Source organism: Pseudomonas sp. MIS38 (assembly GCF_019891575.1).
GTDB lineage: Bacteria > Pseudomonadota > Gammaproteobacteria > Pseudomonadales > Pseudomonadaceae > Aquipseudomonas > Aquipseudomonas putida_A.
In genome coordinates this window covers 112,170-124,070 of the sequence record NZ_JAFLXF010000001.1, presented here as the reverse complement: position 1 = coordinate 124,070, position 11,901 = coordinate 112,170, and the positions used below count along the sequence as shown (strand labels likewise).

Here is an 11,901-nt window from a genome sequence, read left to right as displayed (position 1 = left end):
CGTGGTCGAGACTCTTGTGAAGGCTCGTGGTCAATGAGGGTGCGCACTTTACCGAAGATCTTCCGGGGAGCACACGGGATGTCGCTGTCAGAAAATTACCAGTTTGTTACCCGATTATGCACGTGACTAAACGCGACGGCGCGCTGGATCTGCTCAAGTGGCTGGCGCTGCTGAGCATGCTGCTCGATCACCTGCGATATGTCGGGATCAGCGCCGATTGGCTGTATGTGCCGGGACGTCTGGCGTTCCCGTGGTTCTGCCTGGCGATGGCGGCGAACCTGTCCCGGGCCGGTGCGCAGAAGACCGAGTGGCGCTATCTGGGCTGGCTGCTGCTGTTCAGTGCGCTCAGTGAGATTCCCTACCGCTTGTACATTCCTGATCCCGACACCTTGAACGTGATGCCTACGCTGGCGCTGGGGTTGCTGGTGGCGCGGGGCTGGCAAGATCGCACGCTACTGTCGCGACTGTTGGGCGTCGGTGCCTTGCTGCTGGCGGCGCTGTTTTCGCAATGGCTGATGTTCGGCGTGTTTGGCGTGTTGCTGCCGCTGGCGCTGCTGTGGGTGATTCGTCGCCCCGGGTATTTCGGCCTGCTGCCGGGGCTGGTGTGTCTGGCGGGGAATCAGTGGCAGGTGCTGTATGAGGCTGCCGTATTCGGTAACGCCGTCGCGGTAATCGGCATCGCGGCGTGTCTGGGTGCGCCATTGCTCGGCATGTTCCTGTTGCGACACTTCGGGTCTATCCATCCGCTGCCCATGCGCCGTTGGGCGTACGCGCTCTATCCCCTGCATTTCCTCCTGTTGCTCGCCATCCGCACGGCATACACCTGACCCCTGTGGGAGCGGGCTTGCTCGCGAAAGCGGTGTGTCAGGCGGTATTGATGTCGACTGACACGGCCTCTTCGCGAGCAAGCCCGCTCCCACAGGGGATCTCCACGAATTCAATCGGTCATTTCGAGCCATGTCGTAAACGCACCTTTGCGTGGCGTCCGCAGGCATTTGAGCTGTCTGCGCCGGTCATACCATCGGCATCAAAGGGCACTGCCTTCATTGCCAGTGCCTTACCGAGACGAATGGCGCACAGATGCCGCTGGGAGAGACGCGATGTTCAGCAAGCAAGACCAGATCCAGGGTTACGACGATGCACTGCTGGCGGCAATGAATGCCGAGGAGCAACGTCAGGAAGATCACATCGAGCTGATCGCGTCGGAGAACTACACCAGCAAACGCGTCATGCAAGCGCAGGGCAGCGGCCTGACCAACAAATACGCCGAAGGTTATCCGGGCAAGCGCTACTACGGCGGCTGCGAGCATGTGGATAAAGTCGAAGCGCTGGCCATCGAACGCGCCAAGCAGCTGTTCGGCGCCGATTACGCCAACGTCCAGCCGCACTCCGGCTCCTCCGCCAACAGCGCCGTGTACCTGGCGCTGATCCAGCCGGGCGACACCATTCTCGGCATGAGCCTGGCCCACGGCGGTCACCTGACCCACGGCGCCAAAGTGTCGTCCTCGGGCAAGCTGTACAACGCGGTGCAGTACGGCATCAACACCGATACCGGGCTGATCGATTACGACGAAGTCGAGCGTCTGGCCGTCGAGTGCAAGCCGAAGATGATCGTTGCCGGGTTCTCCGCCTACTCCAAGACCCTGGACTTCCCGCGCTTCCGTCAGATCGCCGACAAGGTCGGTGCGCTGCTGTTCGTCGACATGGCCCACGTTGCCGGTCTGGTCGCTGCTGGCCTGTACCCGAACCCGCTGCCGTACGCCGACGTGGTCACCACCACCACCCACAAAACCCTGCGCGGTCCGCGTGGCGGGCTGATCCTGGCCAAGTCCAACGAAGAGATCGAGAAGAAGCTCAACGCCGCAGTATTCCCCGGGGCCCAGGGCGGCCCGCTGATGCACGTCATCGCCGGTAAAGCCGTGTGTTTCAAGGAAGCGCTGGAGCCCGGCTTCAAGGCCTATCAGCAGCAAGTGATCGACAACGCCAAGGCGATGGCCAGCGTGTTTATCAAACGTGGCTACGATGTAGTGTCCGGCGGCACCGACAACCACCTGTTCCTGGTCAGCCTGATCCGTCAGGGCCTGACCGGCAAAGATGCTGACGCTGCCCTCGGCCGTGCGCACATCACCGTCAACAAGAACGCCGTGCCGAACGACCCGCAGTCGCCGTTCGTGACCTCGGGCCTGCGTATCGGCACCCCGGCCGTCACCACCCGCGGCTTCAAGGTCGCCCAGTGCGAAGTGCTGGCCGGCTGGATCTGCGACATCCTCGACAACCTCGGTGACGCCGACGTTGAAGCGAATGTGGCCAAGAACGTCGCGGCACTGTGCGCCGACTACCCGGTTTATCGCTGAGCGGTTTGGAGTAAATGACTATGCAACGCTATTCGGGCTTCGGCCTCTTCAAACACTCCCTCAGCCACCACGAGAACTGGCAGCGCATGTGGCGCACGCCGACGCCGAAGAAGGTCTACGACGTGGTCATCGTCGGCGGTGGCGGGCACGGTCTGGCGACCGCCTACTACCTGGCGAAAGAGCACGGCATCACCAACGTCGCCGTGGTCGAGAAGGGCTGGCTGGGCGGCGGTAACACCGCGCGCAACACCACCATCGTTCGCTCGAACTACCTGTGGGACGAGTCGGCGCACCTGTACGAACACGCGATGAAATTGTGGGAAGGCCTGTCGCAGGACCTGAACTACAACGTGATGTTCTCCCAGCGCGGTGTCTACAACCTGTGCCACACCCTGCAGGACATCCGAGATTCCGAGCGTCGGGTCAGCGCCAACCGCCTCAACGGCGTCGACGGCGAATTGCTCAATGCCAAGCAAGTGGCCGACGAGATCCCATACCTCGACTGCTCGAAAAACACTCGCTACCCGGTGATGGGCGCGACTGTTCAGCGTCGCGGCGGCGTCGCCCGTCACGATGCCGTGGCCTGGGGCTTTGCCCGTGCCGCCGACGCCTTGGGCGTGGATCTGATCCAGCAGACCGAAGTGATCGGTTTCCGCAAGGAAAACGGCGTGTGCATCGGCGTTGAAACCAACAAGGGTTTCATCGGTGCCAAGCGTGTCGGTGTGGTCACCGCCGGTAACTCCGGGCACATGGCCAAGCTCGCCGGTTTCCGTCTGCCGATCGAATCTCACCCGCTGCAAGCGCTGGTGTCCGAGCCGATCAAACCGATTATTGACAGCGTGATCATGTCCAACGCCGTGCACGGTTACATCAGCCAGTCCGACAAGGGCGACCTGGTGATCGGCGCCGGTATCGACGGCTACAACGGCTATGGTCAGCGCGGTTCGTACCCGGTGATCGAGCACACCATCCAGGCCATCGTCGAGATGTTCCCGGTGCTGTCGCGGGTGCGCATGAACCGCCAGTGGGGCGGCATCGTCGACACCACCCCGGACGCTTGCCCGATCATTTCGAAAACCCCGGTACCGAACATGTTCTTCAACTGCGGTTGGGGCACCGGTGGCTTCAAGGCCACTCCTGGCTCGGGCAACGTGTTTGCCGCGAGTCTGGCCAAGGGTGAAATGCACCCGTTGGCCGCACCTTTCTCCATCGACCGTTTCCACAACGGTGCGTTGATCGATGAACACGGCGCTGCTGCGGTTGCCCACTAACAGGAGAAATCCCCATGTTGCATATCTTCTGTCCTCACTGCGGCGAACTGCGCTCCGAAGAGGAATTCCATGCATCCGGTCAGGCGCACATCCCGCGTCCGCTGGATCCGAACGCCTGCACCGATGAAGAGTGGGGCGACTACATGTTCTTCCGCGACAACCCGCGTGGTCTGCACCACGAGCTGTGGGATCACGTCGCCGGTTGCCGCCAGTACTTCAACGTCACCCGCGACACCGTGACCTACGAGATTCTCGAAACCTACAAGATCGGCACCAAGCCGCAATTCACCGACAAGGCTGATACGGCGAAAACAGCCACGACGGCGCTGGGAGAGAAGGTATGAGCCAGACCAATCGCCTGTCCAACGGTGGACGGATCGACCGCAACAAAGTGCTGAGCTTCACCTTCAACGGTCAGAGCTACAAAGGCTTCGAGGGCGACTCGTTGGCCTCGGCACTGATCGCCAACGGCGTCGACATCATCGGCCGCAGCTTCAAGTATTCGCGTCCACGCGGGATCTTCGCCGCCGGTGCCGAAGAGCCGAACGCCGTGCTGCAGATCGGTGCCACCGAAGCCACGCAGATTCCCAACGTGCGCGCCACGCAACAGGCGCTGTATCAAGGCCTGGTCGCCACCAGCACCAACGGCTGGCCGAGCGTCAACAACGACATGATGGGGATTCTCGGCAAGGTCGGCGGCAAGCTGATGCCGCCGGGTTTCTACTACAAAACCTTCATGTACCCGCAATCGTTCTGGATGACCTACGAGAAGTACATTCGCAAGGCTGCAGGGCTTGGCCGTTCGCCGACCGAAGTCGATCCGGACACCTACGACTACATGAACCAGCACTGCGACGTGCTGATCGTCGGCGCCGGCCCTGCCGGGCTCGCCGCGGCCCTGGCGGCTGCACGCAGCGGTGCGCGGGTGATCCTCGCCGATGAGCAGGAGGAGTTCGGCGGCAGCCTGCTCGATTCCCGCGAAAGCCTCGACGGCAAACCGGCGATCGAGTGGGTGGCCAGCGTTATCGCTGAATTGAAAAACACTCCGGACGTGCTGCTGTTGCCGCGCGCCACGGTCAACGGTTACCACGACCACAATTTCCTGACCATTCACGAACGCCTCACCGATCACCTCGGTGACCGTGCGCCAATCGGTCAGGTGCGTCAGCGCATCCACCGGGTTCGCGCCAAGCGTGTAGTGCTGGCGACCGGTGCCCACGAGCGTCCGCTGGTCTACGGCAACAACGACGTGCCGGGCAACATGCTCGCCGGTGCGGTCTCGACTTACGTGCGCCGTTACGGTGTGGCACCGGGCAAGAAGCTGGTGCTGACCACCAACAACGATCACGCCTATCGCGTGGCGCTGGATTGGCTCGACGCCAGCCTGCAAGTGGTGGCCATCGCCGATGCACGCAGCAATCCGCGTGGTGCGCTGGTGGAAGAAGCCCGCGCCAAAGGCATTCGCATACTCACCGGCAGCGCCGTGATCGAGGCCCGTGGCAGCAAGCGCGTCACCGCTGCCCGCGTTGCCGCGATTGACGTCAAAGCGCACACCGTGACCAGCCCGGGCGAATGGCTCGACTGCGACGTGATCGCCAGTTCCGGCGGTTACAGTCCGGTGGTGCACCTGGCTTCGCACCTCGGTGGCAAGCCGATCTGGCGCGAAGACATCCTCGGTTTCGTACCGGGCGAAGCACCGCAGAAGCGTGTGTGCGTCGGCGGCATCAACGGCGTTTACGGCCTCGGAGATTCGCTGGCCGATGGTTTCGAAGGTGGCGCACGCGCTGCCAGTGAAGCCGGTTTCGCGGTGGTCGAAGGCACGCTGCCAAAAGCGCTGAGTCGTCTCGAAGAAGCGACCCTGGCGCTGTTCCAGGTGCCGCACGAGAAGGGCACCTCGCGTGCGCCGAAACAATTCGTCGACCTGCAGAACGACGTCACCGCCGCCGCCATCGAACTGGCGACCCGCGAAGGTTTCGAGTCGGTTGAACACGTCAAACGCTATACCGCGCTGGGCTTCGGCACCGATCAGGGCAAGCTCGGCAACGTCAACGGCCTGGCCATCGCCGCCCGTTCGCTGAACGTGACCATCCCGCAGATGGGCACCACGATGTTCCGCCCCAACTACACGCCGGTAACGTTCGGCGCGGTAGCGGGCCGTCACTGTGGGCACATTTTCGAACCGGTGCGCTACACCGCTCTGCATCAATGGCACCTGAAAAACGGCGCCGAGTTTGAAGACGTCGGCCAGTGGAAACGTCCATGGTACTTCCCGAAAAACGGTGAAGACATGCATGCGGCGGTGAAGCGCGAATGCAAAGCCGTGCGCGACAGCGTCGGTCTGCTCGACGCCTCGACCCTGGGCAAGATCGACATTCAGGGCCCGGATGCCCGCGAGTTCCTCAACCGCGTGTACACCAACGCCTGGACCAAGCTTGACGTGGGCAAGGCGCGTTACGGCCTGATGTGCAAAGAAGACGGCATGGTTTTCGACGACGGGGTGACGGCGTGTCTGGCCGACAACCATTTCGTCATGACCACCACCACTGGCGGCGCGGCCCGCGTGCTGCAATGGCTGGAGCTGTACCACCAGACCGAATGGCCAGAGATGAAGGTGTACTTCACTTCGGTCACCGACCACTGGGCGACCATGACCCTGTCCGGACCGAACAGCCGCAAGCTGCTCAGCGCCGTGACCGACATCGATCTGAGCAACGAAGCCTTCCCGTTCATGACCTGGAAAGAAGGTCTGGTCGGCGGTGTGCCGGCGCGGGTGTTCCGTATCTCGTTCACCGGTGAGCTGTCGTACGAAGTCAACGTGCAGGCCGACTACGCGATGGGCGTGCTGGAGAAAATCGTCGAGGCTGGCAAGCAGTACAACCTGACGCCGTACGGCACTGAAACCATGCACGTGCTGCGCGCCGAGAAGGGTTTCATCATTGTCGGTCAGGACACTGACGGCTCGATGACCCCGGACGACCTGAACATGGGCTGGTGCGTCGGTCGCACCAAACCGTTCTCGTGGATCGGCCAGCGCGGCATGAACCGAGAAGACTGCGTGAAGGATCAGCGTAAACAACTGGTGGGCCTGAAGCCGATCGACCCGAACGTCTGGCTGCCGGAAGGTGCGCAACTGGTGTTCAACACCAAGCAGGCGATCCCGATGACCATGGTCGGCCACGTGACCTCCAGCTACGCGCACAACTCCCTCGGCTATTCGTTTGCCATGGGCGTGGTCAAGGGCGGTCTGAAGCGCATGGGCGAGCGGGTGTTCGCGCCGCTGGCCGATGGCAGCGTGATCGAGGCGGAGATTGTGTCTTCGGTGTTCTTCGATCCGAAGGGTGATCGGCAGAATATTTGAGGGTTCGGCTCCTGTGGAGTGCCAGTCGCACCGCGGTGACTTCATCGCGAGCAGGCTCACTCCTACAGGTGATCGCGTACCCCTTGTAGGAGTGAGCCTGCTCGCGATAGCGGTAGATCTGCTTGCAAAGGGTTCAAGTCAGAATTAAGGAAGGTGCTTTATGACCACAGCCAACGTATACCAACAACGCCCGACCACCGGGGCCAAGGCCGAGTCGTCGCTGCACCATGCCGACCTCGCCAGCCTGGTCGGCAAGGGTCGCAAGAACGCCGGCGTCATCGTGCGTGAAAAGAAACTCCTCGGTCACCTGACCATTCGTGGCGATGGCCACGATGCAGCCTTCGCCGCTGGCGTGCACAAGGCCCTCGGCATTGAGTTGCCGGGCGCCCTGAGCGTCATCGTCAAAGGCGAAACCAGCCTGCAATGGATGGGCCCGGACGAGTGGCTGCTGATCGTGCCAAGCGGTGAAGAGTTCGCCGCCGAGCAGAAACTGCGCGAAGCGCTGGGCGACCTGCACATCGCGATCGTCAACGTCAGCGGCGGCCAGCAAGTGCTCGAACTGAGCGGGCCGAACGTGCGTCAGGTGCTGATGAAATCCACCAGCTATGACGTGCACCCGAACAACTTCCCGGTCGGCAAAGCGGTGGGCACGGTGTTCGCCAAGTCGCAGCTGATGATTCGCCATACCGCCGAAGACACCTGGGAACTGCTGATCCGCCGCAGCTTCTCGGACTACTGGTGGTTGTGGTTGCAGGATGCGTCGGCCGAGTACGGGTTGAGCGTACAAGCCTAAAAGCTTACCCCCTCACCCCAGCCCTCTCCCCCAGGGGGGAGAGGGGGGAAGGGAGCAGATTTGTGTGGTTTTCGAGCCTGAGTTCGCCGCGATATTTCAGGTCGGCGTAGCTCGAAAGAACACCTCGGTCAGTCCCCTCTACCTCCGGGAGAGGGCTAGGGTGAGGGGCAAAAATCCCCCAGACACCGCGCACAAAAGAACAGGAGTCACCGCACCATGAGCCGCGCCCCAGACACATGGATTCTGACCGCCGACTGCCCCAGCGTGCTAGGCACGGTGGACGCGGTGACGCGTTTTCTGTTCGAGCAGGGTTGCTACGTCACCGAGCACCATTCGTTCGATGACCGGCTCTCGGGCCGTTTCTTCATTCGCGTGGAATTCCGTCAGCCTGACGGTTTCGACGAACAATCCTTCCGCGCCGGCCTTGCCGAGCGCGGTCAGGCGTTCGGCATGGTCTTCGAGCTGACCGCGCCGAACTACCGGCCAAAAGTGGTGATCATGGTTTCCAAGGCCGATCACTGCCTCAACGATTTGCTTTACCGCCAGCGCATCGGCCAGTTGTCGATGGACGTGGCGGCGGTGGTGTCCAACCATCCGGACCTCAAGCCGCTGGCCGACTGGCACCAGATTCCCTACTACCATTTCCCCCTCGACCCCAACGACAAACCGGCGCAGGAGCGTCAGGTGTGGCAGGTGATCGAAGAGTCCGGCGCCGAACTGGTGATCCTCGCCCGCTACATGCAGGTGCTGTCACCGGAGCTGTGCCGCAAGCTCGATGGCAAGGCGATCAACATTCACCACTCGCTGCTGCCGGGGTTCAAGGGTGCCAAGCCGTATCACCAGGCCTACAACAAGGGCGTGAAGCTGGTCGGCGCGACGGCGCATTACATCAACAACGACCTCGATGAAGGGCCGATCATTGCCCAGGGCGTCGAGGCGGTGGATCACAGTCATTACCCGGAGGATCTGATTGCCAAAGGGCGGGATATCGAGGGCCTGACCCTGGCCCGGGCCGTGGGTTATCACATCGAAAGAAGGGTGTTTTTGAACGCCAATCGCACGGTCGTTCTTTAGATCGCTTTCGCGAGCAAGCCCGCTCCCACAAGGGATTTGTGTCGAAACACAGGTCTCTGTCACACCCAAGATCAACTGTGGGAGCGGGCTTGCTCGCGAAGAGGCCATGACTGACAACGCAAAACCAACAAGCAATAACCCGAGCACTTAACGCGCTGCCTGCCTGGGCAACGCAGTTCCATAAAAACAACAGCGAGGTGAAAGCATGTCTGGCAATCGTGGTGTGGTGTATCTCGGCGCTGGCAAGGTCGAAGTACAGAAAATCGACTATCCGAAAATGCAGGACCCGCGTGGCAGGAAGATCGAGCACGGGGTGATTCTGCGTGTGGTGTCCACCAACATCTGTGGCTCCGACCAGCACATGGTGCGCGGCCGGACCACGGCGCAGACCGGTCTGGTGCTGGGCCACGAAATCACCGGCGAAGTGATCGAAAAGGGTTCCGACGTCGAGAATCTGAAGATCGGCGATCTGGTCTCCGTACCGTTCAACGTGGCTTGCGGGCGCTGCCGTTCCTGCAAGGAGCAACACACCGGCGTCTGCCTGACCGTAAACCCGGCCCGTGCCGGCGGTGCCTACGGTTATGTCGACATGGGCGACTGGACCGGCGGCCAGGCCGAATACGTGCTGGTGCCTTACGCTGACTTCAACCTGCTGAAACTGCCGGATCGCGACAAGGCCATGGAGAAAATCCGCGACCTGACCTGCCTCTCCGACATCCTCCCGACCGGTTATCACGGCGCAGTGACGGCGGGCGTTGGCCCGGGCAGCACCGTTTACATCGCCGGCGCCGGCCCGGTCGGTCTGGCCGCTGCAGCCTCGGCGCGTCTGCTGGGGGCGGCGGTGGTGATCATCGGCGACGTCAACACCATCCGCCTGGCGCACGCCAAGGCTCAGGGTTTTGAAGTGGTCGACCTGTCCAAGGACACGCCGCTGCACGAACAGATCGCCGCACTGCTGGGCGAGCCGGAAGTCGATTGCGCGGTGGATTGCGTGGGCTTCGAAGCGCGCGGCCACGGCCATGACGGGGTGAAAGCCGAAGCCCCGGCCACCGTGCTCAACTCGTTGATGGGCGTGGTGCGCGTCGCCGGCAAGATCGGTATTCCGGGCCTGTACGTGACCGAAGATCCGGGCGCGGTCGATGCCGCCGCGAAAATGGGCAGCCTGAGCATCCGCTTCGGTTTGGGCTGGGCCAAATCCCACAGCTTCCACACCGGTCAGACCCCGGTGATGAAGTACAACCGCCAGCTGATGCAGGCGATCATGTGGGACCGCATCAACATCGCCGAAGTGGTTGGCGTGCAGGTCATCAGCCTCGATCAGGCGCCGGAAGGTTACGGCGAGTTCGATGCCGGTGTGCCGAAGAAGTTTGTGATCGATCCGCATCGGTTGTTCAGTGCGGCGTAAGCTTCAGGCAGTGCAGAACGGCGACCTCAAGGTCGCCGTTTTTTACGGGGATGAGCACGAAACCTGTGGCGAGGGAGCTTGCTCCCGCTCGGCGGCGAAGCCGTCGTAAAATCCACACATGCGGCGTCTCAGGAAAATTACCCACACAAGATTTGGGCCGCTTCGCAGCCCAGCGGGAGCAAGCTCCCTCGCCACAAAAGGTTTGTGGTGCCAGAGTCAGAGAGCCGCTAACGCGCCCTGGTAAAGCACCGGCCCCGTCGGCTGCCCGGTCGGCGAGCCGCCCTTCGGTTCCAGACTCACCGCCAGCGCAATCGGCTGGCCGATCAAGACTTTCTGCGCCGCGCTCAGTTCAACCTTGCCTTTGCCGCCTGCAGGAATCACCCCCAGCGAAATCGGCTTGCCGTCCGCCGGTATCGCCCACAGTTCCAGGCTGCGATCTGGCCCGACTGCCGCCAATGTCAGCGGTTCGACTTGCAGATAATCCGCATGCGCCTCGACCTTCAGTGCCGGCTGCGTGTCGGCGCTCAGCAAGGTGGCGCGGTAGCGGGCGTCGTCGCGGTTGTACAGCGAGCCGAGGAATACCAGGACCACGATCGAGCAGAGTGCGGCGGTAACCCGCAGCCAGTTCCAGAACGGACGTTTTTCCGGGACGTGCAGTACTTGCGGCTCGATCCGCGCGGTGATGCCTTGCCACACCCGATCTGGCACCGGTTGCTCCGGCAGCGTTTCGGTAAGGCTGGCGAGGCTCTCCTGCCACTGCGCCAACTCGGTTCGCAGTGCTGCGTCATCCAGCAGCAATTGTTCAAAGCGCCGACGCGCCGCCGACGACATCAGGCCAATGGCGTAATCGGCAGCGAGGGCGCGGCGCAAGGCGGGGGTCTGGTAGTTCATGATTCAAGGCACCTGCGCAGACGCTCCATGCCGCGACGAATCCACGACTTCACCGAGCCCAGCGGTGCCGCCAGGTGTTCGGCGAGTTCCGAGCAGGAAAGGCCCTGGAAGTAGGCGACGCTGATCGACTGGCGCTGCATGCCGTCAAGGGTGTCCAGGCAACGGTGCAGCGCGCTGGCTTCGCGGCTGCTGTTCAACAGGTCGTGGGCTGAAGGGCCATCGTCCGGCAGGGTGTCCTGTTCGAAGTCGGTCAGCGGCCGTTCGCGCTGTTTGCGTAATTGGTCGATGGCCTGATTGCGAGTGATGTTGATCATCCAGGTCAGCGGCGCCGACAAGTGGGCTTCGTAGCGCGAGGCGTTATTCCAGATGCGCACGAAGCTTTCCTGCAGCACGTCCTCGGCCAGATCCGCCCGGCCCATGAAGCGCAGGGCCACGCCGTGCAGGCGTGGGCCAACGCTGCGATAGAGCGTTTCGAATGCACCGCGGTCGCCCAGTGAGCACTGGGCCAACAGCTGGCGCAACTGATCGGGGTCGGCGATGGAAATGACGGCTCTCCAGGCAATGGGCGGGCGACGAGGGCGCTGCTCGGGCTGTTCACAGGCTAGTTCAGCGACGGCGCTTGTGCCATTCATCTCGGGTTATCCGCGGTTTCACGTTTTATATACGTGGCTATGCTGAAAATGGATGCGTCGGCGAGGAACATGCTGGCTGAAACCCGGTCAAACCGGCAGTTTTGCCGCTCATAGACGGGCGGT

10 protein-coding genes are annotated in these 11,901 nt (G+C 62.3%); 8 read left to right on the top strand and 2 right to left on the bottom strand.

Annotation, left to right across the window (positions count from 1 at the left end):
* Window positions 1-116 precede the first annotated feature (116 nt).
* The 8 genes from J1G18_RS00540 to fdhA all read left to right on the top strand — a co-directional run bounded on the left by J1G18_RS00540 (window position 117) and on the right by fdhA (window position 10,255).
* Window positions 117-827, top strand: coding sequence for a TraX family protein (locus J1G18_RS00540; protein ID WP_223006929.1), 711 nt, complete (start codon window positions 117-119; stop codon window positions 825-827).
* Between the two features lie 273 nt (window positions 828-1,100).
* The gene (glyA, locus tag J1G18_RS00535; RefSeq protein ID WP_027610662.1) at window positions 1,101-2,354 is read left to right on the top strand and encodes a serine hydroxymethyltransferase; all 1,254 of its coding nucleotides are present in this window, start codon (window positions 1,101-1,103) and stop codon (window positions 2,352-2,354) included.
* 20 nt (window positions 2,355-2,374) lie between these two features.
* Window positions 2,375-3,625, top strand: a complete 1,251-nt coding sequence (locus tag J1G18_RS00530; RefSeq protein WP_003206307.1) for a sarcosine oxidase subunit beta — start codon at window positions 2,375-2,377, stop codon at window positions 3,623-3,625.
* 14 nt (window positions 3,626-3,639) lie between these two features.
* On the top strand, window positions 3,640-3,969 hold the full coding sequence (locus J1G18_RS00525) for a sarcosine oxidase subunit delta (RefSeq protein WP_003228964.1): 330 nt from the start codon (window positions 3,640-3,642) through the stop codon (window positions 3,967-3,969).
* Window positions 3,966-6,983: a sarcosine oxidase subunit alpha gene (locus tag J1G18_RS00520; protein WP_123588995.1), complete on the top strand. Its 3,018-nt coding sequence runs from the start codon at window positions 3,966-3,968 to the stop codon at window positions 6,981-6,983. The genes J1G18_RS00525 and J1G18_RS00520 overlap by 4 nt, the downstream gene beginning before the upstream one ends.
* Before the next feature lie 160 nt (window positions 6,984-7,143).
* Window positions 7,144-7,776, top strand: coding sequence for a sarcosine oxidase subunit gamma (locus J1G18_RS00515; protein WP_008086919.1), 633 nt, complete (start codon window positions 7,144-7,146; stop codon window positions 7,774-7,776).
* A gap of 216 nt (window positions 7,777-7,992) precedes the next feature.
* Window positions 7,993-8,850 (top strand): formyltetrahydrofolate deformylase, encoded by an 858-nt coding sequence (gene purU, locus J1G18_RS00510; RefSeq protein ID WP_003228959.1) that lies wholly within the window; start codon window positions 7,993-7,995, stop codon window positions 8,848-8,850.
* 205 nt (window positions 8,851-9,055) lie between these two features.
* Window positions 9,056-10,255 carry a formaldehyde dehydrogenase, glutathione-independent gene (gene fdhA / locus J1G18_RS00505; protein ID WP_027610665.1) on the top strand — a complete coding sequence of 400 codons (1,200 nt, stop codon included), beginning with the start codon at window positions 9,056-9,058 and terminating at the stop codon, window positions 10,253-10,255.
* A 216-nt stretch (window positions 10,256-10,471) separates the two neighbouring features.
* Here the strand turns inward: fdhA and J1G18_RS00500 are convergent, their stop codons facing one another.
* Both J1G18_RS00500 and J1G18_RS00495 read right to left on the bottom strand, forming a co-directional pair.
* On the bottom strand, window positions 10,472-11,146 hold the full coding sequence (locus tag J1G18_RS00500; protein WP_098965968.1) for an anti-sigma factor domain-containing protein: 675 nt from the start codon (window positions 11,144-11,146) through the stop codon (window positions 10,472-10,474).
* Complete coding sequence (locus J1G18_RS00495; RefSeq protein ID WP_098965966.1) at window positions 11,143-11,778, bottom strand: RNA polymerase sigma factor; 636 nt, start codon at window positions 11,776-11,778, stop codon at window positions 11,143-11,145. Before J1G18_RS00495 ends, J1G18_RS00500 begins: the two co-directional genes overlap by 4 nt.
* Window positions 11,779-11,901: the final 123 nt, after the last annotated feature.